This window comes from Nitrospirillum amazonense, assembly GCF_007828045.1.
Taxonomy (GTDB): domain Bacteria; phylum Pseudomonadota; class Alphaproteobacteria; order Azospirillales; family Azospirillaceae; genus Nitrospirillum; species Nitrospirillum amazonense_C.
Window position 1 is genome coordinate 1 of sequence record NZ_VITN01000003.1, and the last position, 21,843, is coordinate 21,843.

The 21,843-nt window shown below is 68.9% G+C and carries 24 protein-coding genes; 10 read left to right on the plus strand and 14 right to left on the minus strand.

Annotated features, from left to right (window positions below):
• Window positions 1–165: 165 nt before the first annotated feature.
• The 8 genes from ahcY to FBZ89_RS05310 all read right to left on the minus strand — a co-directional run bounded on the left by ahcY (window position 166) and on the right by FBZ89_RS05310 (window position 6,485).
• Window positions 166–1,476, minus strand: a complete 1,311-nt coding sequence (ahcY, locus tag FBZ89_RS05275) for an adenosylhomocysteinase (RefSeq protein ID WP_145749006.1) — start codon at window positions 1,474–1,476, stop codon at window positions 166–168.
• Between the two features lie 166 nt (window positions 1,477–1,642).
• On the minus strand, window positions 1,643–2,083 hold the full coding sequence (locus FBZ89_RS30700) for a type II toxin-antitoxin system VapC family toxin (RefSeq protein WP_186457215.1): 441 nt from the start codon (window positions 2,081–2,083) through the stop codon (window positions 1,643–1,645).
• Window positions 2,080–2,376, minus strand: coding sequence for a FitA-like ribbon-helix-helix domain-containing protein (locus FBZ89_RS05285; RefSeq protein WP_145749007.1), 297 nt, complete (start codon window positions 2,374–2,376; stop codon window positions 2,080–2,082). Before FBZ89_RS05285 ends, FBZ89_RS30700 begins: the two co-directional genes overlap by 4 nt.
• A gap of 204 nt (window positions 2,377–2,580) precedes the next feature.
• Window positions 2,581–4,374, minus strand: a complete 1,794-nt coding sequence (gene ptsP / locus FBZ89_RS05290; RefSeq protein WP_145749008.1) for a phosphoenolpyruvate--protein phosphotransferase — start codon at window positions 4,372–4,374, stop codon at window positions 2,581–2,583.
• Window positions 4,375–4,381: 7 nt separating this feature from the next.
• Window positions 4,382–4,684, minus strand: a complete 303-nt coding sequence (locus FBZ89_RS05295; protein WP_145749009.1) for an HPr family phosphocarrier protein — start codon at window positions 4,682–4,684, stop codon at window positions 4,382–4,384.
• 3 nt (window positions 4,685–4,687) lie between these two features.
• The gene (locus FBZ89_RS05300; protein ID WP_040843498.1) at window positions 4,688–5,089 is read right to left on the minus strand and encodes a PTS sugar transporter subunit IIA; all 402 of its coding nucleotides are present in this window, start codon (window positions 5,087–5,089) and stop codon (window positions 4,688–4,690) included.
• Window positions 5,086–6,009 carry an RNase adapter RapZ gene (gene rapZ, locus FBZ89_RS05305; protein ID WP_145749010.1) on the minus strand — a complete coding sequence of 308 codons (924 nt, stop codon included), beginning with the start codon at window positions 6,007–6,009 and terminating at the stop codon, window positions 5,086–5,088. The genes FBZ89_RS05300 and rapZ overlap by 4 nt, the downstream gene beginning before the upstream one ends.
• Window positions 6,006–6,485 (minus strand): HPr kinase/phosphorylase, encoded by a 480-nt coding sequence (locus FBZ89_RS05310; RefSeq protein WP_145749011.1) that lies wholly within the window; start codon window positions 6,483–6,485, stop codon window positions 6,006–6,008. Before FBZ89_RS05310 ends, rapZ begins: the two co-directional genes overlap by 4 nt.
• Window positions 6,486–6,974: 489 nt before the next feature.
• Here FBZ89_RS05310 and FBZ89_RS05315 point away from each other — a divergent pair, with 489 nt between their 5' ends.
• From FBZ89_RS05315 to katG, 4 genes are all read left to right on the plus strand, one after another.
• The gene (locus FBZ89_RS05315; protein WP_145749012.1) at window positions 6,975–8,060 is read left to right on the plus strand and encodes a patatin-like phospholipase family protein; all 1,086 of its coding nucleotides are present in this window, start codon (window positions 6,975–6,977) and stop codon (window positions 8,058–8,060) included.
• 63 nt (window positions 8,061–8,123) lie between these two features.
• Window positions 8,124–8,351: a hypothetical protein gene (locus tag FBZ89_RS05320; protein ID WP_004274531.1), complete on the plus strand. Its 228-nt coding sequence runs from the start codon at window positions 8,124–8,126 to the stop codon at window positions 8,349–8,351.
• A 243-nt stretch (window positions 8,352–8,594) separates the two neighbouring features.
• Entirely contained in the window at window positions 8,595–9,482 is an 888-nt protein-coding gene (locus FBZ89_RS05325) for a hydrogen peroxide-inducible genes activator (RefSeq protein ID WP_145749013.1), read from the plus strand.
• 228 nt (window positions 9,483–9,710) lie between these two features.
• Window positions 9,711–11,954 carry a catalase/peroxidase HPI gene (gene katG, locus FBZ89_RS05330; RefSeq protein WP_145749014.1) on the plus strand — a complete coding sequence of 748 codons (2,244 nt, stop codon included), beginning with the start codon at window positions 9,711–9,713 and terminating at the stop codon, window positions 11,952–11,954.
• Between the two features lie 72 nt (window positions 11,955–12,026).
• Here katG and FBZ89_RS05335 read toward each other — a convergent pair whose 3' ends face one another.
• From FBZ89_RS05335 to FBZ89_RS05355, 5 genes are all read right to left on the minus strand, one after another.
• Complete coding sequence (locus tag FBZ89_RS05335; protein ID WP_145749015.1) at window positions 12,027–12,683, minus strand: phosphoribosylanthranilate isomerase; 657 nt, start codon at window positions 12,681–12,683, stop codon at window positions 12,027–12,029.
• Between the two features lie 115 nt (window positions 12,684–12,798).
• Entirely contained in the window at window positions 12,799–13,518 is a 720-nt protein-coding gene (gene pyrF / locus FBZ89_RS05340; protein ID WP_145749016.1) for an orotidine-5'-phosphate decarboxylase, read from the minus strand.
• Window positions 13,519–13,614: 96 nt separating this feature from the next.
• Entirely contained in the window at window positions 13,615–14,181 is a 567-nt protein-coding gene (thpR, locus tag FBZ89_RS05345; protein WP_145749017.1) for an RNA 2',3'-cyclic phosphodiesterase, read from the minus strand.
• 49 nt (window positions 14,182–14,230) lie between these two features.
• Window positions 14,231–15,268 (minus strand): aldo/keto reductase, encoded by a 1,038-nt coding sequence (locus FBZ89_RS05350; RefSeq protein WP_145749018.1) that lies wholly within the window; start codon window positions 15,266–15,268, stop codon window positions 14,231–14,233.
• Window positions 15,269–15,337: 69 nt separating this feature from the next.
• A complete protein-coding gene (locus FBZ89_RS05355; protein WP_145749019.1) occupies window positions 15,338–15,997 on the minus strand; it encodes an arylesterase in 660 nt (219 codons plus the stop codon).
• A 76-nt stretch (window positions 15,998–16,073) separates the two neighbouring features.
• Here FBZ89_RS05355 and FBZ89_RS05360 point away from each other — a divergent pair, with 76 nt between their 5' ends.
• From FBZ89_RS05360 to FBZ89_RS05385, 6 genes are read left to right on the plus strand one after another with little or no spacing between them, the layout of a single operon-like run.
• The gene (locus FBZ89_RS05360) at window positions 16,074–16,811 is read left to right on the plus strand and encodes an ABC transporter ATP-binding protein (RefSeq protein ID WP_145749020.1); all 738 of its coding nucleotides are present in this window, start codon (window positions 16,074–16,076) and stop codon (window positions 16,809–16,811) included.
• 7 nt (window positions 16,812–16,818) lie between these two features.
• Window positions 16,819–19,380, plus strand: coding sequence for an ABC transporter permease (locus FBZ89_RS31865; protein ID WP_145749021.1), 2,562 nt, complete (start codon window positions 16,819–16,821; stop codon window positions 19,378–19,380).
• 41 nt (window positions 19,381–19,421) lie between these two features.
• Window positions 19,422–19,727, plus strand: a complete 306-nt coding sequence (locus FBZ89_RS05370; RefSeq protein ID WP_145749022.1) for a BrnT family toxin — start codon at window positions 19,422–19,424, stop codon at window positions 19,725–19,727.
• Complete coding sequence (locus tag FBZ89_RS05375; RefSeq protein WP_145749023.1) at window positions 19,708–20,016, plus strand: BrnA antitoxin family protein; 309 nt, start codon at window positions 19,708–19,710, stop codon at window positions 20,014–20,016. The genes FBZ89_RS05370 and FBZ89_RS05375 overlap by 20 nt, the downstream gene beginning before the upstream one ends.
• A gap of 15 nt (window positions 20,017–20,031) precedes the next feature.
• Window positions 20,032–20,319, plus strand: a complete 288-nt coding sequence (locus FBZ89_RS05380) for a nucleotidyltransferase family protein (protein ID WP_040850312.1) — start codon at window positions 20,032–20,034, stop codon at window positions 20,317–20,319.
• 2 nt (window positions 20,320–20,321) lie between these two features.
• Window positions 20,322–20,669, plus strand: coding sequence for a HepT-like ribonuclease domain-containing protein (locus FBZ89_RS05385; protein WP_145749024.1), 348 nt, complete (start codon window positions 20,322–20,324; stop codon window positions 20,667–20,669).
• Between the two features lie 46 nt (window positions 20,670–20,715).
• Here the strand turns inward: FBZ89_RS05385 and FBZ89_RS05390 are convergent, their stop codons facing one another.
• Complete coding sequence (locus FBZ89_RS05390) at window positions 20,716–21,759, minus strand: NAD(P)/FAD-dependent oxidoreductase (RefSeq protein WP_145749025.1); 1,044 nt, start codon at window positions 21,757–21,759, stop codon at window positions 20,716–20,718.
• Between the last annotated feature and the right edge of the window lie 84 nt (window positions 21,760–21,843).

A 21,843-nucleotide genomic window follows, 5' to 3' on the forward strand; every position in this document is an offset into this window, starting at 1 on the left:
ACCAGGGTCCGTAGAGGACTTCCACCTCCAAGTCACAAGCCGGTTACCAACCCGGCTCTCGGTGCTTACGCACCTCGCGCCATGCCTGGCGCACCAATGAAAAAGGCCGGGCGCTGGGGCCCGGCCTTTCCTGGAACCTCTGCGCCCTGAGGCGCAGGGCCACTCTTAGTAACGATAGTGGTCCGGCTTGAACGGGCCCTGCGGGCTGACGGCGATGTACTCCGCCTGCTTGTCGGTCAGGGTGGTGAGGGTGGCGCCGATCTTGGCCAGGTGCAGGCGGGCCACCTTCTCGTCCAGGTGCTTGGGCAGCACATAGACCTTGTTCTCGTACTTGTCGGCGTTGTTCCACAGCTCGATCTGGGCCAGCACCTGGTTGGTGAAGCTGGCGGACATGACGAAGCTGGGGTGGCCGGTGGCGCAGCCCAGGTTCACCAGGCGGCCCTTGGCCAGGACGATCAGGCGCTTGCCGTCGGGGAACAACACCTCGTCCACCTGCGGCTTCACCTCTTCCCACACGTAGTTGCGCAGGGCGTCGATCTGGATTTCGCTGTCGAAGTGGCCGATGTTGCAGACGATGGCCCGGTCCTTCATCTCACGCATGTGGTCCAGCGTGATGACGTCGACGTTGCCGGTGGCGGTGACGAAGATGTCGCCCAGGGGGGCGGCCTGTTCCATCGTGACGACCTGATAGCCTTCCATGGCGGCCTGCAGGGCGTTGATGGGGTCGATCTCGGTCACCATGACGCGGGCGCCCTGGCTGCGCAGCGAGGCGGCGGACCCCTTGCCCACGTCGCCGTAGCCGCAGACCACGGCCACCTTGCCGGCCATCATGACGTCGGTGGCGCGCTTGATGCCGTCCACCAGGCTTTCGCGGCAGCCGTACAGGTTGTCGAACTTGGACTTGGTGACGCTGTCGTTCACGTTGATGGCCGGAACCTTCAGCGTGCCCTTCTTCATCATCTCATACAGGCGATGCACGCCCGTGGTGGTCTCTTCCGACAGGCCGCGGATGTGGGCCAGCATCTCGGGATACTTGTCGTGCAGGATCTGGGTGACGTCGCCGCCGTCGTCCAGGATCATGTTGGGGGTCCAGCCCGCATTGGGACCTTCGGCGGGCCCGCGCAGCGTCTGCTCGATGCACCACCAGAACTCCTCCTCCGTCTCGCCCTTCCAGGCGAAGACCGGGATGTTGGCGGCGGCGATGGCGGCGGCGGCGTGATCCTGGGTCGAGAAGATGTTGCAGGAGGACCAGCGCACGGTAGCGCCCAGGTCCACCAGCGTCTCGATCAGCACGGCGGTCTGGATGGTCATGTGCAGGCAGCCGACGATGCGGGCGCCTTCCAGCGGCTTCTTGCCCGCGTATTCCGCGCGCAGGGCCATCAGGCCCGGCATCTCGGTCTCGGCGATGGTGATTTCCTTGCGACCCCAGCCGGCGAGGCCGATGTCCTGGACTTTGTAATCGGTGAAGGCGGTCATGGGGGCGATGCTCCTTTGGTGCCCCGCCGGCGCACAAGGCGAGCCTGGACGGCCCGGGCGGGATGACTGCGCCAGGGTGTACCAGCGCACCGCCTCACCAGCAAGCATAAAGACATCTTTATGTGTGCATTTGTTTGGTGCGCCCCAGGGATACCGGGCGCCGCCGTCACCGCAGGAACCGTTCAACCTCGTGCACCAGCACCACGCGCCCCGCCAGGCGGCCGCCCAGGGGGCCGCGCACGGCGCGCACCAGGGCCGGGTTGGCGGTGACGTAGACCAGCTGCAGGCCCTGGGCCAGGGCCAGGTACAGGCAGTCCTGGGCCGGGTGGGACAGCTGCGCCGCCAAGCGCACGGCATCGGCCAGCAGGGGGCGGGAGGGCATCAGCTCCACCTCCGCCCCCTGCAGGGCCATGGCGGCGGTGGCGGCCTCCACCGCCGTCAGGTCGCCCAGGGCCACCTTGGCGCCCAGGACCTGGGCCAGGTCGCCCATGAGTACGTCGGGCGCCAGCAGGCGGTGGCCCAGCAGGCGGTCGGCCACCGGGCTGGTCGCCTCCGGCACCACCCATTGCAGGGCGACCGAGGCGTCGATGACGAATTGCAGGGTCATGGCTCGTCTCCCGGCCCGGGAACGCCGCCCGCCGGAATGGCCTCCGGCAGGGCCGCCCAGGTCTCGGCCCGCGTCGCGGCCATGACGTCGCCGGCCGGGCGGTGGGCGCGGTCGGCCAGGGACTGGCGCAGGGAAGAGGCGAGGGCGCGGAAGTCCTGCGGCTCGTTGGCCAGCGCTTGGCGCAGGATGTCGCGGCACTCGGCTTCCATGGAACGGCCGTGACGGGCGGCGCGCAGCTTCAGGCGGCGCACCAGGTCCTCATCCAGGCCACGGACGGTCAGGGCGGTGGGCATCGGGTTCCTCCCAGGCAATGCCAGCAGTGCTGGCGCGCCCGAGGGTGCTGAAACACCGGAATCCCGTCAAGCTGTTCGCTTCACCCTCAGGCGCCGGGCGCCGGCGTCCGCCGGCTTGGCTTCCTCGCATTCCAGTCCACTGCGTTCCCCGGAATGCTGCGGCGGCCACAGTCGTGGCCTAGGCGGCTTGACGGCGGGCCGCCGTCAAGCCGCCGCGTCGTTGAAATCGTCCAGCAGGGCGGCGATGCGGCCCCGGTCGGTCTGGTCCATGATGGTGCGGGCGCGGCGGGTGGCCTCGATCAGGTCCAGCCCGCGCAGGCGGCGCTTCACCAGGGGCAGGTTGTTGGGCGCCATGGATAGCTCGCGGATGCCCAGGCCCAGCAGCAGGGCGGTATAGCGCGGGTCGCCCGCCATCTCGCCGCAGATGGACACGGGGATGCGGGCGCGCAGCGCCGCCTCGGTGGTGAACTGCACCAGGCGCAGCACGGCCGGGTGCAGCGGGTCGTACAGGTCGGCCACCTGCTCGTCACCCCGGTCGATGGCCAGGGTGTACTGGATCAGGTCGTTGGTGCCGATGGCGAAGAAGTCGCAGAAAGGCGCCAGGCCGTCGGCCGACAGCGCCGCCCCCGGTATCTCGATCATGATGCCCAGCTTGGGCAGGGGGTGGGCGATCTTCACCCCCCGGCGGCGCAGGCGGCGCACCACCGTGGCCATGATCTCACGCACGCGCCGCACCTCCGCCACCGAACTGATCATGGGCAGCAGGATGCGGAGGTTGCCGTGCGCCCCGGCGCGCAACATGGCGGCCAGCTGGGTTTCCAGCAGTTTGGGTTCCTTCAGCGACAGGCGGATGGCGCGCAAGCCCAGGGCGGGGTTGGTGGGCTCGCTGAAATACCCCCGCAGGGCGGTGGCGATCTTCTCCCCGCCGATGTCCAGGGTGCGCGCCGTCACCGGCTTGCCGTCCATGCTGGTGACGATGCGGGTCAGGATCTCCGTCTGCTCATCCTCGTCCGGCAGATCCTCGCGGTTCATGAACAGGAACTCGGTGCGCAGCAGGCCCACGCCCGACGCCCCCACCTCGATGGCGCCGTCCAGCTCGCGCGGCAGTTCCAGGTTGGCGTTCAGGGTGACGGCGGTGCCGTCGCGGGTGATGGCCGGTAGCTTGCGCAGGCTTTTCAGTTGCGCCCGTTCGGCCAGCAGCTCGGCCCGGCGGCGGCGGTACCCGTCCAGCACGTCCGGGCTGGGGTTGACGCAAACCTGGCCGGCGATGCCGTCCACCACCACCGTGTCGCCGTTCTGCACGCCCTGCAGCAGGCCCAGGGTGCCCAGCACGGCCGGCAGGCTGAGGGAGCGCGCCATGATGGCGGTGTGGCCCTCCGGCCCGCCCAGCATGGTGGCGAAGCCGGCGATGCGGCGCGGATCCATGAGCGCGGTGTCGGCGGGGCTCAAATCCTCCGCCAGGACGATGCAGCCCTCCGGCAGGAAGGAGAAGGCCTGGTACTTGTGCTGCATCAGGTTGCGCAGCAGCCGCTGGCCCACCTCGCGCACATCGGCGACGCGGGCCGCCAGGTAGGCGTCCTCCATATCGGCGAAGCTCTGCGCGATGCTGGTGATTTCCGCCTGGACCGCGGCCTCGGCGTTCACCTTGTCCTGCCGGATGCGCTTTTCCACGCCGCGCATGAGGCGGGAGCCCGACAGCATGGCGAAATGGGCGTCCAGCAGGAAGCCGATCTCCTCCGCGGCGCTGTCCGGCAGGCCGGAGGCCTTGGTCTTCAGCTTGCGCACCTGGCGGCGCGCCTTGTCGGCGGCGGTGGCGAAACGCTGGACCTCCGCCTCCAGCTCAGCCTCGGGAATGGCGTATTCCGGCGCGAGCAGGGCGCTGGCGTCCACCACATGCGCCGGCCCGATGGCGATACCGGAGGAAACCCCCACGCCCCGCAGCAGACGATCGGCCGCCGCCTTCGTCGTGCGGCCCCGGCCAGATGCGCGATCGGCCATTTGCCGTTCAGTCCTCATCGAACTTGCGGTCGACCAGGGCGACCAGGGCATCCAGCGCCTGTTCCCCCTGCGGCCCCCGCGCCCGCAACGTGATGGAGGTGCCGATGGCGGCCGCCAGCATCATCAGGCCCATGATGGACTGGCCGTTGACCTGGGTGTCGCCCCGCTCCACCTCCACCTCGGCATCGAACTCCGCCGCCAGCTTCACGAACTTGGCCGCCGCCCGGGCGTGCAGGCCGCGCCGGTTCTGGATCAGCGCCGTGCGCGACGGGCCGAAGTCGCCCGCGTTTCCTTCCCCCCCGCCCGTCATGGCTCAGTTATCCGCCAGCAGGGAGGAGGCGACGTTGATGTACTTGCGGCCCGCTTCGCGCGCGGCCTGGACCGCGCTTTCCAGCGACTCGGTCTTGCGCACCGAGGCCAGCTTGATCAGCAGGGGCAGGTTCACGCCGGCGATGACCTCGACCTTGGCGCGGTCCATGGTGCTGATGGCCAGGTTGGATGGCGTGCCGCCGAACATGTCGGTCAGGACCACCACACCGTCACCGGTGTCGCACTCCGCGACCTTGGCCAGGATGTCCTCCCGCCGCTGCTCCATGTCATCTTCCGGCCCGATGCAGACCGCGCGCACCTGTGGCTGTTCCCCCACCACGTGTTGGAGGGCCAGTATGAACTCCTCGGCCAGACGGCCGTGGGTCACGAGGACCATACCGATCATCGGGTCTCCCTATTGACGACATGCGCGGGCTCCGGGGACACGCCGGACCGGTCCAATTCTCGGTGGGCGACGCCCACCCGGGAGCCCTGGGTTTGCAACCATGCCGCCAGCCGGTTGGCGACAAAGACGGAACGATGGCGACCCCCGGTGCACCCCACGGCGATGGTGAGGTAGCGCTTGCCCTCGTTCATGTAGCGGGGCAGCAGGGGGGCCAGCAAGCGGGTGAGGTTGTCGAAGAAGGCGGGGAAGTCGCCATCCTTCTCGATGAAGGCGCCCACGGGCGGATCGTTGCCGGTCAGGGGCCGGAGATCGGGAATCCAGTGGGGATTGTCGAGGAAACGGACGTCGAACACCAGGTCGGCCTCACGCGGGACGCCGTGGCGGAACGAGAAGCTGGTCACGAAGACATGCAACGACGGCGCCGTGTCCAACCGGAAATGCCCGCCCAGCAAACGGCGGACATCGTGGATGGAAAGCTGGGTCGTGTCGACCACCACGTCGGCATTGTCACGCAAGGACCACAGCAGGCCGCGTTCCCGGGCGATGCCGTCGGGCACGGGCCGGTCGGTGGCCAGGGGATGGGGCCGGCGGGTTTCGGTGTAGCGCCGCTGCAGCGCCTCGTCCGACGCCTCCATGAACAGCAGGTTGACGGTTCGGCCCGTGGCCTTGCGCAACCGTTCCAGTTCCGCGCCCACGGCGTCGGCGGAGAAATCGCGGGTGCGGCTGTCGATGCCGATGGCCAGCGGCCGGTCGCTGGCCTGTTCCACCAGGTGGGTCAGCAGCGACAGGCGCAGGTTGTCCACCGCCTCATAGCCCAGGTCCTCCAGCGCCTTCAGCGCGGTGGAAAGACCGGCGCCGGACAGGCCGGTAACCACCACCACGGGCGGCAGGGGGGAGGTGGACACGGGACGGTCACTCATGCCGCCACCTCATCGGCCGCCGCCTCATCGAATGCAGCCGGCACCAGGGGCAGGCCGGCGGCCACAGCCGCCAGGGCCAGGCGCAGGGCGGCGGGGGCGGATGCCGCGAAGGGCCACAGCGCCACGCGGGGCACGGCCACGCCGGCCAAGGTCACGGCAGCGGGATCGGGCAGGCGGGGAACGGCGTCGCGATCGGCCAGATCGACCACCAGGCGCACGAAGGCCGATGGGATGGCGGGGGCGGGCAGGATGCCCAGGCCACGCACCTCGATCAGGCCGGCCAGACGCTCGGGCGCGGTGGCGGTCAGCAGGGTTTGCGTGGGGTCGGCAGCCAGCACCACCTGGTCGTCAGCCACCAGCAGGGCGCCCGCATCCACCAGGCGCAGGGCCAAATCGGATTTGCCCGACCCCGACGGCCCCCGCAGGAGGACGCCGGCACCGCCAACACTGACGCAAGTGGCATGGACGCGGATCATGGTCGAGGGAAGGTGCGACCGATGGCCCCCCCTGTCAATGGCATGACGCGTATGCGTGGTCCCCCCGGACCCGCCTGCCCTTACCATCGTCCCCGCCTTCCTTCCGACTCCGCTGCCCCGATCCTGCGGCGATCCCGGCCGTCGCGGCCCTTCGCCAACCCCCGAAGGCGAATTCGCGTCGCCGGTTTTAGCAGAAGCGGCCGGTGGGCGCAAAGCCGGGGCGGCATTTTGGTTTGGCGGCGCAACATTCGGTGGGGAAATTTGTAACGACGCGCGGCGCCGCACCGCGATAGAGTGCCGATGTCGGGTCGCCCACCCGCGCGAACGGCCGGGTGTGGCGCGAAATGCCGCCCTTGGACCGGCGGGGTGCGGCCCCATATCTTTGACGCCCCGGGGGCGCCAAGGCGCGCCATCCAGGGGCGCCACCCGCGTTCCGGCCGCCGTTCGGTTGCGCCGCATCATGGATCAACCCAGCGACAAGGTCCCCCGATGCCCGACAGCACGCCTCCCCAGACCCCGCCCGGCCCCACCGATGCCGCCGCCCGCCCCAAGCGCGACGGCCAGCCGCATAAGCGGGTCAACCTGGGCCTGCAGGGGGGCGGGTCGCACGGCGCCTTCACCTGGGGGGTGCTGGACCGCCTGCTGGAGGATGGCCGGCTGGAGGTGGAGGCCATCTCCGGCACCAGCGCCGGCGCCATGAACGCCGTGGTCATGGCCGACGGCTATGGCAAGGACGGCCGCGAGGGCGCCCGCAAGGCGCTGCGCACCTTCTGGACCAAGGTGGGTGAAGCCGGGCGCGGATCGCCGCTGCAGCGCAGCCTGCTGTCACGCCTGCGCGGCAGTTGGCGGGTGGACGACAGTCCGGGCTACGCCTGGTTCAACATCATGAACATGCTGGTCTCGCCCTACCAGAGCAATCCGCTGGGCATCAACCCGCTGCGCCGCATCCTGGAGGACCTGATCGATTTCGACCAGGTGCGCTTCGCCGCCGGCATCGACCTCTACCTGTCCGCCACCAATGTGGAGACGGGCAAGGTCAAGATCTTCCGCAACCGCGACATCACCGTGGACGCCGTGCTGGCCTCGGCCTGCCTGCCCCAGATGTTCCAGGCGGTGGAGATCAAGGGGGAGTATTACTGGGACGGCGGCTTCATGGGCAATCCATCGCTGTGGCCCATCGCGTATGAGAACGAAAGCCACGATATCATCGTCGTGCAGATCAACCCGCTGGTGCGCAAGGGCGTGCCCAAGACGCCGTTCGAGATTGCCGACCGGGTGAACGAGATCACCTTCAACGCCTCGCTGATGCGCGAGATGCGGTCCATCCGTTTCGTTTCCCGCCTCATCGACTCCGGCGACCTGACATCGGACCAGTACAAGGCCCTGCGCATGCACGTCATCGAGAATGACGAGGCCCTGGCCGACATGCACGCCAGCAGCAAGCTGAACGCCGAGCCGGAATTCCTGCAGTACCTGTTCACCAAGGGGCGGGAGACGGCCGACTGCTGGCTAGCCGCCAATTTCGACAAGGTGGGCGTGGAGACCAGCGTCGATATCGTGCAGGATTATTTATGAGGTTGGGAGGGCTGCCCATAAGGCCCCTTGGCCCCAAGCCCTCGCCGGCTATATGATTGTGCCATGGTCGAGACCCGCCCCACTACCTCCCGCCTCGGCGGGCTGATCCCCGACGGTTCGGACCGGCACTCCATCCTGGTGCCGCCGCCGGCGCCGACGCGCGCCGTGCAGAAGGCCAAGCCGGGCAACCGCTGGCCCTCGGCCCGTGAGCTGGCCAGCCTGATGGTCAATGGCATCCTGACCCTGCCCGCGCGCTATCGCCGGGGCATGTTCCTGGACGTGCTTCTCTGAATTTCCTCGGGCGCCGGGCGCGGCCGTCCGGTCGTTCGGCTTATCCTCGCTTTCCAGTCCGCTCCCCGGAAAGGTCCGGCAGCCCTCCCGTATGTAGACGGGGGCGCGTTGTACGCATTTTATGTGGAGCTGCCTTCATTCCGATACCACACGCTTCGACCAGTTTTTTTAATTAGAATAATTCCAATTATGATGCTTTGGGGCTAAGATGGCGCGGTCACCGTCCCTTTGAAGACGCCACCAATGACCCTGCCCAGCCTCAAGCAACTCCGTTATCTCGTGCACCTGCATGAGCACCGGAATTTCAGCCGGGCGGCCGCGGCGTGCAACGTCACCCAGGCCGCCCTGTCCTCCGGCATCCAGGAGTTGGAGTCCTTGCTGCGCCTGCACCTCGTGGAACGCACGCGGCGCATGGTGGCTTTCACCGCCGTGGGCGAGCAGGTGGTGGAAAAGGCGCGTGAGCTGCTGCGCGTGGCGCAGGACCTGGGCAATATCGGGCATGGCGAGGGGCCGCTGGCCGGCATGCTGCGGCTGGGCATCATCCCCACGGTGGGCCCCTATCTGCTGCCCCGCCTGCTGCCCAAGTTCGCCAGCAGCTATCCCCTGCTGGAACTGCATGTGCGGGAAGAGTTTAGCGCCAACCTGTGCGCGGCGCTCAGCCATGGGGAACTGGACTGCGCCATTCTGGCCCTGCCCTATCCCTGCACGGCGCTGGACTACGATTTCCTCTTCGATGACCCGCTGATGCTGGCCTTCCATATGGAGGACCCGGTGGGTGGCCATGCCACGCTGCAAGAGGCTGACTGGACGGAACGCCTGCTGCTGCTGCCGGACGGGCACTGCCTGCGCGATCATGCCTTGGCGCTGTGCGGCCGCGCCGACCACCAGCGCCAGGCCATGTCCGCCGCCACGCTACAGACCCTGGTGCATCTGGTTGACAACCGGCTGGGCGTCACGTTGCTGCCGGAAATGGCGGTGCAGGCCGGCCTGCTGCATGGCCTGCACGTGACCACCCGGACCCTGCCGGACCCGGAGGCCAAGCGCCGCATCGTCCTGGCTTGGCGCAGCGGTGCCGCCCTCGGCACCACCTACCAGCGCCTGGCGCAGGCGATTCGTGAGGCGCGACACTAGGCAGGCAGGTCCAGCGCCGCCACATTGCCCCGCCGCACAAATTATTAATTCCGTCGATCCGCTTTATGTTAATAATTATGCCACTTATTCATTGGCGACGTTTCCATTTTTATTGCTGTTATAGATTTTCCCTATAAGGATTATAGAATCAATTAGTTTGTTCCACCTTTTTTAGCATGTTAGCTGCAGATGCATCCGAGTTCTGATTGTCCCACAAGGGAGACTTCGATGCACCCGCGCGCCCTTTCCTTCGCCCTTCTGCTGTCGGTGGCCGTTGCGCCGCTGGCTTTGGCCAGCACCGCCCACGCCCAGGATAAGCCCCAGATGGACCGGCCCCAGCAGGACAAACCCATGTCCAACCAGGACTGGTGGCCCAATCGGCTGGACCTCAGCCCGCTACGCCAGAACGAGGCCGCGTCCAATCCCTATGGCGACAAGTTCGACTACGCGGCCGAGTTCAAGAGCCTGGACCTGCAGGCGGTGAAGAAGGACATCGACAAGGTCCTGACCACGCCCCAGGCCTGGTGGCCGGCGGACTACGGCAACTATGGCCCCTTTTTCATCCGCATGGCCTGGCACAGCGCCGGCACCTACCGCGTGGGTGACGGGCGCGGCGGCTCCGGCGGCGGGGAGCAGCGGTTCGAGCCGCTGAACAGCTGGCCGGACAACGTCAACCTGGACAAGGCGCGCCGGCTGCTGTGGCCCATCAAGCAGAAGTACGGGCGCAAGCTGTCCTGGGGCGACCTGATGGTGCTGGCCGGCAACGTCGCGCTGGAGAACATGGGCTTCAAGACCCTGGGCTTCGCCGGCGGCCGGGTCGATGAGTGGGAACCCGACCTGGTGTTCTGGGGGCCGGAGAAGAAGTGGCTGGACGACCAGCGTTTCGATGGCCAGCACCAGCTGAAGGGCCCCCTGGCCGCCACCCAGATGGGGCTGATCTACGTGAATCCGGAGGGGCCCAACGGCAACCCCGACCCCATCGCCGCCGCCAAGGACATCCGCCAGGCCTTCGGCCGCATGGCCATGGATGACGAGGAGACGGTGGCCCTGATCGCCGGCGGCCACACCTTCGGCAAGGCCCACGGCGCGCATGAGGCCAAATGCCTGGGCAGCGACCCGGCCGGCGCCGGCATCGAGAAGCAGGGCCTGGGCTGGGAGAACAAGTGCGGCACCGGCAACGGCGCCGACACCGTCAGCAGCGGCCTGGAGGGTGCCTGGTCCGCCAACCCCATCGCCTTCACCACCCAGTACCTGGACAACCTGTTCGGCTTCGACTGGGTGCAGACCAAGAGCCCGGCGGGCGCCATACAGTGGGAACCCAAGGACAAGGGCGCCGATGAACTGGTGCCGGACGCGCACGACCCGAACAAGCGCCACCCGCCCATGATGTTCACGACGGACCTGTCGCTGAAGATGGACCCGGGCTTCCGCGCCATCGCCCTGCGCTTCCAGAAGAACCCGGAGGAGTTCGCCGCCGCCTTCGCCCGCGCCTGGTTCAAGCTGACCCATCGCGACATGGGTCCGCGCGCCCGCTACCTGGGCAACGAGGTGCCGAAGGAGGTGTTCAGCTGGCAGGACCCCATCCCCGCCGCCGACTACGCCCCCATCGACACGCAGGACGTGGCTCAGTTGAAGGCCAAGATCCAGGCGTCGGGCCTGACGGTGCCGGAACTGGTGCGCACCGCCTGGGCCTCGGCCTCCAGCTTCCGCGGCACCGACATGCGCGGCGGTGCCAACGGTGCCCGCATCCGCCTGGCGCCGGAGAAGGACTGGGCCGTCAACGACCCGGCGGAGCTGAAGAAGGTGCTGGCCAAGCTGGAGGGCATCCAGGCCGACTTCAACCGCGCCGCAAAGGGCGGCAAGAAGGTGTCGCTGGCCGACCTGATCGTGCTGGGCGGCGGCGTGGGCATCGAGCAGGCGGCCAAGCAGGCGGGTTACACCGTCGAGGTGCCGTTCAAGCCCGGGCGCACCGACGCCACCCAGGCGCAGACCGACGTCGCCTCTTTCGCCTACCTGGAACCGGCGGCCGACGGCTTCCGCAACTACTACGGTCCCCACAACCGCCTGTCCCCGGCCGAGGCGCTGGTGGACAAGGCCAACACCCTGACCCTGACGGTGCCGGAGATGGCGGTGCTGGTGGGCGGCCTGCGCGCCCTGAACGCCAATGAGGGGGCATCCAAGACCGGCGTGCTGACCACCCATCCGGGCACGCTGAACAACGAGTTCTTCGTGAACCTGCTGGACATGGGTACCAAGTGGACGCCGTCCACCAAGACCCAGGGCGTCTATGAGGGCTATGATCGGGCCAGCGGCGCCCTGAAGTGGACCGCCAGCCCCGTCGACCTGATCTTCGGATCGAACGCGGAGCTGCGCGCGGTGGCGGAGGTCTACGCCAGCGACGACGCGAAGGACAAGTTCGTGAAGGACTTCGTGGCGGCCTGGAGCAAGACCATGGAACTGGACCGGTTCTGAGGCTTCAGGCCGGTCGCACCCAGACACCACACCGGGGGCCAGGCATCGCGCCTGGCTCCCTTTTTTTCTTATTCAGGCGCCGCGCACGGCGTCGAGGAAGGCGCGGATGAGGGCCGGGTCCTTGTGGCCCGGCCTGTCCTCAACGCCGGAGGACACGTCCACCGCATCGGCCCCGCTGATGCGGATGGCCTGGGCCACCGTGTCGGGGGCCAGCCCGCCGGACAGCATCCAGGGCTTGGACCACCGGCGGCCGGTCAGCAGGGTCCAGTCGAAGGCGACGCCGTTGCCGCCCGGCAGAACCGCACCCCCATTAGGCAACTTGGCCGGCGGCTTGGCATCGAACAGCAGGATGTCGGCTACCGGTTCATAGGCGGCGGCCGCGTCCAGGTCGGCGGCCGTTTCCACCTTCAGCGCCTTCATGACGGGCAGGCGATGGGCGACGCGGATGGCGGCCACGCGCTCCGGCGTCTCTTCCCCGTGCAGTTGGATCAGGTCCAGCGGCACCTGGGCCAGGGCCTGGTCCAGGAACTCATCGGTGGGGTCGACGAACAGGCCCACCGTGCGCACGCCCGTGGGCACCATGCGCGCCAGCTCCGCCGCCAGGGGCAGCGAGACGTTGCGCGGCGACTTGGCGAAGAACACCAGGCCGATGTAGCGGGCGCCCCCCTCCACGGCGGCCTTCAGGGCGTCCGGGTGATTGATGCCGCAGATCTTCGCTTTGGCGGGCATTTGCCTGCTCCTCAAGCGCCGGCGCGGCCATCCGGCCGCTTGGCTATCCTCGATTTCCAATCCGCCACGCTCCCCGGAAATCTCCGGGGGCCCGCGGTCGCAGGCCTGATAAAAATCACGCGGCCAGCTCGGTGACGATGCGCTGCGCGGCCTGGACGGGGTCCTGGGCGTCGGTGATGGGGCGGCCGATGACCAGGTAGGTGGCGCCGGCCGTCACGGCGGCGGCCGGGGTCATGATGCGCTTCTGATCATTGGCCGAGGCCCAGAGGGGGCGGATGCCCGGCACCATCAAGGTGAAGTCGGGCCCCAGCTGCCGGCGCAGCACGGCGCATTCATTGGGGGAACAGACGACACCGTCCATGCCGGCGACATGGGCCAGATCCGCCAGCAGGGCCACCTGGTCCGCCACCGGCCGGTCCACGCCCACCGAGGCCAGGTCCAGCAGGCTCATGCTGGTCAGCACCGTGACGCCCAGCAGCCGGGGCCGGGGCACGCCCATCTGGGCCGCCGCGTCGGCGGCCGCGTCCACCGCCGCCCGCATCATGGCGGCCCCGCCCAGGGTGTGCAGGGTGATGAAGGCCGGCGCCAGGGTCATGACGGAGCGGATGGCGCCCGCCACCGTGTTGGGGATGTCGTGCAGCTTCAGGTCCAGGAACAGCGGCATGTCCAGGCCCTCGGTCACGGCGCGGATGCCATCGGGGCCGGCGGCGCAGAAGAACTCCAGCCCCAGCTTGACGCCGCCGACATGACCGGCCAGCCGTTGGGCCAGGGCGCGGGCCGCCTTGGGCTCGGGCGTGTCCAGGGCGACGAAGGTGCGGCGGGCGGGCGGGATCATGGCGGGGCGCTGCTCCGGCTATCGATAGGATTTTAGAGGGAATACGGGATCCGCGCCCACCGCGCATGCGCAATTATGCGCGAGGGGGCTTGCGCGTCAGGGCGCCTCGTCCGCCGGCCACCAGCCGCCCAGCGGATAATCCCGCAGCGCATGATAGGTGCTGCCCTGCCGGCCCAGCACGCTTTCATAAAGGACGAAGCGGTCGACAGGAAACGGCCCCGCCTGGAACAGGCCGTGCTCCTCCATCAGCCGCCCGACGCGCGACGGCGGCGTCTCGCGGCCCAGGGTGGCGAGGGTGACGTGGGGGCTGAACCTGCGCGTCTCGGCCGCCAGCCCGGCCCGCACCACCGCGCTCTCCACCTTGGCCTGCAGGTGGTCCAGCGCCGGCTCCGCCCGCACCCCGGCCCACAGCACGCGCGACTTCTCCCCCTTGCCGAACTGGCCCAGGCCGTCCAGCGCCAGGGTGAAGGCGGGCGCCACCACCAAATCCAGCGCCTCATCGATGTCCTGGGCCACGCCCTCATCCACCTCGCCAATGAAGCGCAGGGTGAGGTGATAGTTTTCCGGCGGCACCCAGCGGGCGCCCGGCAGGCCGCCGGTGAGGCGGGACAGGGCGTCCCGCACCGCTTCCGGCATTTCCAGGCCCACGAACAGGCGGATCATGACGCTTTACCTTAAGGCTCCCCCCCCACACGGCCCTCAGGGGCGACCCTCAAGGACAGGGGGACGGGTTGGACCGGTGCACGGCTTCGATCTCGTCGATCACCGCGTCGCTCAACGTAACGTCGGCCGCGGCGATGTTGCTTTCAAGGTTGGCCATGCTGGTGGCGCCGATGATGACGGCGGTCATGAAGGGCCGGCCCAGGGCGAAGGATATCGCCATCTGCGTCGGGTTCAGGCCGTGGCGGCGCGCGATGTCCAGGTAGCGCCCCACGATGGGGTCGACCACCGGCGCGCCGTAGCGGGACCCACGGGTGTCGATGGCGCGGCGCGAGCCCGCCGGCATGGCGCCGTTCAGGTATTTGCCGCTCAAGGTGCCGCCGGCCAGGGGCGAATAGCCCAGCAGGCCCACCTGCTCGCGCACCGCCACCTCCGCCAGGTCGGTGTCGAAGACGCGGGACAGCAGGTTGTAGACGTTCTGGATGCTGGCGATGCGGGGCAACCCCTGCCGTTCCGCCGCGCGCAGATAGGCCATGACGCCCCACGCCGTCTCGTTCGACACGCCGATGTGCCGGACCTTGCCGGCCGTCACCAGTTCATCCAGCGCCGCCAGCGTCTCCTCGATGGGCACACCGCCGTCGCTGTACAGCCCGTCCGGCGTGGCCCGGCCGAACAGGGCCAGGGGCCGCTGCGGCCAGTGCACCTGGTAGAGGTCGATGTAGTCGGTGCGCAGGCGCCGCAGGCTGGCGTCCACGGCGGCGTGGATGTTGGCGCGGTCCAGCCGGTGCTGGCCGCCGCGCACCCAGGGCATGGGGCCGGGGCCGCTGACCTTGCTGGCCAGGAAGACCTGGGCGCGCCGGCCGGTGGCCTGGAACCAGGTGCCGATGATCTCCTCGGTTTTGCCGTAGGTGTCGGCGGTGGGCGGCACGGCATACATCTCCGCCGTATCGAAGAAGGTGACGCCCCGGTCGAAGGCGTAGTTCATCTGCGCATGGCCTTCCGCCTCGGTATTCTGGCGGCCCCAGGTCATGGTGCCCAGGCAGATGGCGCTGACGGTGATGTCGGTGCGGCCGAGACGGCGGTATTCCATGGGCAGGGTCCTTCTAAGCGGGAAAGGTTGACGCCTCTCATACGCCAGGCCCGCGGGCCTGTGTAACCGTTATTTGCCGGCTGCGGCGTTACCGTTCAGCGTCGTCAGCGCCTTGGCCACCAGGGGCTTCAGGCCCCGGACCATGATGGCCACGCCGTCGCCGTTGGGGTGCATGCGGTCGGCGATGGTCAGCTTCGGGTCCAGCGCCACGCCGTCGAGGATGAAGGGGTAGAAGGGCAGCGCATACTGCTTGGCCAGGTCCGGATAGATCTTGTCGAAGGCGGCGACGTAGTCGGCGCCCAGGTTGGGCTGGGCCTTCATGCCGGCCAGGATGGCGGGGACGTGCCGGTCCTTCAGGGTGGCCAGAATCTTGTCCAGATTGGCGCGGGTGGATTTAGGATCGATGCCGCGCAGCATGTCGTTGGCGCCCAGTTCCACCACCACCAGGTCCGGCTTGTCGCCCAGCATCCAGTCCAGGCCGGCCAGGCCGCCGGCCGAGGTCTGGCCGGAGACGGCGGTGTCGCCCACCGTGACGTCGAAGCCGTCCTGGCGCAACGCCGCCTCCAGCTGGCGCGTCAGGCCCTGGCCCGGCGGCAGGTTGTAGCCGGCCGACAGGCTGTCGCCCAGCACCGCCACCTTCAGCGGCCGGGCCTGGGCGGTGCCCGTCACCAGGCCCAGGGCCAGCAGCGGGGCAAACAGCAGCGAGGCCAGTAGAAAGGAAAGTCGCATTGCCGGTATTCCTGTTGAAATAAAAGGGGCCCGGGCCATATCGGCTGGAGACCTTCAGCCCGAAAGCCCAGCACCCATGCCCCCTGTCCAGCCCGCCCTGGAGCCCGCCCTGGAACTGAACGGCCTGACCCTGACATTGGAAAGCGCCGCCGGGCGCGTCAACATCCTGAAAGGCATCGACCTTTCAATCCAGGCGGGGGAGCGGATCAGCATCGTCGGGCCCAGCGGGTCGGGGAAATCGTCACTGATGATGGTCATCGGCGGGCTGGAACGGCCCACCGGCGGCACGGTCACAGTGGCGACCCAGACGCTGAACAGTCTGTCGGAGGACGCGCTGGCCCGCTTCCGCCGCGATCATGTGGGGATCGTTTTCCAATCCTTCCACCTCATGGCGGCAATGACGGCGCTGGAAAACGTGGCCCTGCCCATGGAACTGGCGGGCGAGGCCGACGCCTTCGACCGCGCCCGCGACGGCTTGGCGGCCGTGGGCCTGTCCCACCGGCTGGACCACTATCCCGGCCAGCTGTCGGGCGGCGAGCAGCAGCGCGTGGCGCTGGCCCGCGCCTTCGCCCCCCGGCCCCGCCTGATCCTGGCGGATGAGCCCACCGGCAACCTGGACCAGGAGACGGGGGAGCAGATCATCCGCCTGATGTTCGACCAGGCGCGCCGCCACGGCACCACCCTGATCCTGGTGACCCACGACCCCGGCCTGGCCGCCCGCTGCGATCGCACCATCCGCCTGGCCGATGGCCGGGTGGTGGAGGATACCGCCGTGGCGCGTGCGGCGTCTGGTGAACGAAAAGGGGCGGATTGAGGCCGCCATGATCAGCCTCACCGAACTCAAGCTGGCGGCCCGGCTGGCGCGACGCGAACTGCGCGGCGGCATCCGGGGCTTCCGCATCTTCCTCTTGTGCCTGGCCTTGGGCGTGGGCGCCATTGCCGCCGTGCAGTCTGTGGCGGGCGGCATCCAGCGGTCCCTGACCCAGGACGGCCGGGCCATCCTGGGTGGCGACGCCAGCGTCCGCGTCCTCTACCGCGAGGCGACGGCGGAGCAGCGCCAGTGGCTGGAGGGCCAGGGCACCGTGGCCGTCACCGCCGACATGCGGGCCATGGCGCGCAAGGCGGCCGATACCGCCGGCGGAGAAACCGACCTGGGCGCCAGCGGCCTGGTGGAGCTGAAGGCGGTGGACGGCCGCTACCCCCTCTATGGCCGGCTGACGTTGACGGATGGCGGCAGCGACGTGCAGGCCCGCCTGGCGGCGCGCGGCGGCATCTTCGGCGCCTTCGTCGACGACACCCTGGCCACCCGCCTGTCACTGAAGATCGGCGACAGGCTGACCGTCGGTGATACGACGGTGGAGGTGCGCGGCATCATCGACCATGAGCCGGACAAGGCGGGATCAGGCGGCATCGCGCTGGGGCCTCGCCTGATGATCGCCATGGATGCCCTGCCCGCCACCGGGCTGATCCGACCGGGCAGCCTGGTCAACTGGTCGTACCAGTTGCGCCTGCCGGAGGGCGCTGACGCCGCCGCCTGGGCCAAGACCGTGGACCAGACCTTCCCCGACGCCGGCTGGCGGGTGCGCGATTTCCACAACGCCGCCCCGCAACTGACCCGCTTCATCGACCGGCTGGCCCAGTTCCTGACCCTGGTGGGCCTGACGGCCCTGTTGGTGGGCGGGGTGGGCGTGGGCAACGCCGTCCGCAGCCATATGGACGCCAGCGTCCATTCCATCGCCACCCTGAAATGCCTGGGCGCGCCCGCCCGTCTGATCTTCCAGGTCTACCTGATGCAGATCCTGGCGCTGGCCGGGCTGGGCATCGCCGCCGGCCTGATGCTGGGCGCCGTGCTGCCGCTGGCGGCAGGCCACGCCCTGGCGGGCCTGCTGCCCATCACGGCGGAGATCGGCGTCTATCCCGGCCGCCTGGCGCTGGCCGCGCTGTTCGGCCTCACCACCGCGCTGGTCTTCTCCCTCTGGCCGCTGGGCCAGGCGCAGGGGGTGCCGGCGGCGCGGCTGTTCCGCGAGGGATCGGCCGGGCGCCGGGGCCGGCCGCCGGCCCTGGTGCTGGCGGCCTTGGCCTGGCTGGCGGCGGCCCTGGGCAGCCTGGCCGTGCTGACCTCCATCGACCAGAAGCTGGCGGCGTTCTTCGTCATCGGGGCGGCGGTCACCCTGCTGCTGTTCCTGGGGGCGGGCACCGCCATCACCCGCCTGGCCCGCCTGCTGCCGCGCCCCCGGCGACCAGCCCTGCGCCTGGCGCTGACCAACCTGCACCGGCCGGGCAACCTGTCGGGCATGGTGGTGCTGTCGCTGGGCCTGGGCCTGACCGTGCTGGTGGCCGTGGCCCTGATCGAGGGCAATTTTCGCCGCGAGGTGGGGGAATCCCTGCCGGCCAACGCCCCCAGCTTCTTCTTCGTCGACATCCAGCCCGACCAGCTGGACCAGTTCCGCCAGACGGTCATGGCCGTTCCCGGCGCGCACGATCTGGAAACCACGCCCAGCTTGCGCGGCACCATCGTGCGGGTGGAGGGCAAGCCGGCGCAGGAGCAGGTGCACGATCCCGACAAGAAGTGGGTGGTGAACGGCGACCGCGGCGTGACCTACCAGGCCGCCGCCCCCGCCGGCGACAAGGTGGTGGCCGGCGCCTGGTGGCCGGCGGACTACAGCGGCGATCCTAAGCTGGCCATCTCCAAGGATGTGGCGCAGGCCTTCGGCATCGGCCCCGGCGCGCGCATGACCCTGTCCGTCCTGGGCCGCGAGATCGAGGCGGAGGTGGCGGTGGTGCGCGACCTGGACTTCACCACCCTGGGCATCAACTTCACCCTGGTGATGAGCCCCGGCGTGCTGGAGCACGCGCCCCAGACTCACCTGGCCACCGTGCGGGCCCCGGCGGAGGCCGAGGCCGCCATCCAGCGCGCCGTCATCCAGGCCTTTCCCAACATCACCGCCATCCGGGTGAAGGAGGCGCTGGCCACCGTGTCCACCATCATCGTCAACATCGGCATGGCGGTGCGGGTGGTGGCGGCCGTGACCCTGGTGGCCGGCACCCTGGTGCTAGCCGGCGCCATCGCCGCCGGCCACCGCCGCCGCGTCTATGACGCCGTGGTGCTGAAGGTGCTGGGGGCCGCGCGCGCCACCATTCTGCGCACCTTCCTTATCGAATACGGTGCGTTGGGCCTGGTGACGGCCGTCATCTCGGGCGCGCTGGGCACCCTGACCGCCTGGGCGGTGCTGACCAAGGTCATGAGCATGAAGTGGGTGTTCCTGCCCCAGACCCTGGTGCTGACCGCCCTGCTGAGCACCGCCATCACGCTGGCCCTGGGCCTGGTGGCCACCTGGCGGGCGCTCAGCCAACCGGCGGCTCCGCTGCTGCGAGAGGAATGATCCGCCTTTCCGTACCAACGGATTTGTAGTAACGTTTTCGTATGGAAAGACTCTTCGAATGGGATGAGGCGAAAGCGGTAAGCAATTACCGCAAGCACGGCGTCACCTTTGAAATGGCCGTGCTCGCCTTCGATGACCCGTTCGTCCTGACCCGGCAAGACCGTATCGAAGGCGGCGAGCTCCGGTGGCAAACCCTGGGTGTGGTTACGGGACATTTGCTGCTGCTGGTCGCCCATACCCTATGGGAAGAGGACGATCAGGGTCACGCGATCGAGGTTATACGGATCATTTCAGCACGAAGGGCCACGCGGACCGAAAGGCGCCAATATGAGCACGAAGATCGTTAGGATGCGTAGGGCCGACGTTCCTCCTCTGACCGAGGAGCAAAAGGCGCAATTGAGAGCTCTGGCCGAACGGCCGGACAGTGAGATCGACTTCAGCGACATTCCCGAAACGACGGAAGATTTCTGGCAGAACGCCGCGCGTGGCCGCTTCTACAAGCCGACCAAGACATCGACGACCGTACGGATCGATTCCGACGTACTGGCCTGGCTGCGATCCCAGGGCAAGGGCTACCAATCCCGGATCAATGCCATTCTGCGGCGGGAGATGTTAGCGTCGCTCAAGAACGGCTGAGGAAGCGGGGCGGTCATGAACCAGGAACAGGCGGTCAGCAAGCTGCGGGCCCATGAGGCCGAGCTGCACCGGGCCGGCGTGGCGCATCTGTTCCTGGTGGGCGGCCCGGCGGCGCCGGAGCGGGAGGGCGGTGTGGACCTGTTCCTGGACAGCGACAACCCGCGCTTCAGCCTGATCGAACTGGCGGACATTCAGGACAAGGTGCGCGCCATCCTGGGCCGGCAATCCGAAGTCACCACCCGCGACGGCCTGCACCCCCAGTTGCGCCCGGGGATCGAGGCCGACGCCTTGCGCGTGTTCTGACGATGCGGCGGAACGTCATCCTGCGCCTGGGCGACCTGCGTGAAATGCTGGATGGGATCAGCGGCATCACCGCCGGCACCGCCTATCCGGAGTTCGCCGAAAGCTGGGGCCTGCAGCGCGCGGTGGAACGATCGCTGGAGATGGTGTCGGCCGCCGTCCGGCAATTGCCGCCCGACGTGACGGCGGCGGAGCCGGACATCCCCTGGCGCCAGATCGCGGCCATGGGCCAGCTGCTGCATCCCCCCGACCGCCGGGTGGCCACCCGCGTGCTGTGGAACAGCGTGTTGGAGCACCTGCCCCCGCTGTCGGACGCCATCGACCGCCTGATCGTGCGGGAAGAGAGCCGCTGACTCCCGCCAAGCGGGCGGATGCCCGCGCCCGGCGTTTGAGGCAACCTTAACTCCCAGGCACGCCCCGGCTGGTGGAGTATTCGAAGTGCAGCGCTTCGCCCGGGTGGACCAGGGGGTGGATGGCGTGCACGGCCATGGCGGCCTCGGCGAAGCCGCACAGGATCAGCTTCACCTTGCCGGGGTAGGTGGCGATGTCGCCGATGGCGTAGACGCCCGGCACGTTGGTGGCCATGGTGGCCGGGTTCACCGCCACGTGGTGGTGTTCCACGTTCAGGCCCCAGCTGGCGATGGGGCCCAGGTCCATGGCCAGGCCGAAGAAGGCCAGCAAGGCGTCGGCGGGCAGGGTCTTCTCCTCCCCCTCCAGCGTCGCGACCTTCACGCCGCTCAGCCGGCCGTTTTCTCCCTCAAGGCCGGCCAGCTGGTAGGGAACGACCATGTCGATGACGCCGTCCTTGGCCAGTTGGTCCAGCCGGGCGGCGCTTTCGGGTGCCGCGCGGAACTTGGCCCGGCGGTGCACCACCATGACCCGCCCCGCCACCTCGGACAGCGAGATGGCCCAGTCCACGGCGCTGTCGCCACCACCGGCGATGACCACGCGCTTGCCCGCGAAATCCTGGCGCCGGCGCACCAGGTAGTGCACCGACTTGCCCTCATACGCGTCCAGGCCGTCCAGCGGCGGCTTGTTGGGGCCGAAGGCGCCGCAACCGGCGGCGACCAGCACGGCGCGGCAGTCGATGGTGGTGCCCTTGTCCGTGCCCACCAGCCAGCGGCCATCCTGGCCTGGGGTCAGGGTCGTGACCTGTTGGCCCAGATGGTAGTTGGGCTTGAAGGGGGCCGCCTGTTCGGCCAGCCGGTCGATCAGGGTGGCCGCCTCGACCTGCGGATAGCCCGGAATGTCGTAGATGGGCTTTTCGGGATAGAGGGCGGTGCACTGCCCGCCCACCATGTCCAGCGCGTCGACCACGTGGCAGTCCAGCTTCAGCATGCCACATTCGAAAATGGCGAACAGGCCCACGGGGCCGGCGCCGATGATGCAGACGTCGGTGCGGTGAACGCCGCCGGGGGCGATGGTCTCAAGCTGGCTGGACATGGGTCGGGTCTACTCCTGGCACGGCACGCAGGGACCGGCGGCGAAGGGCGTGTCCAACGGGGTACGCACGGCCGGTCGGCGGTT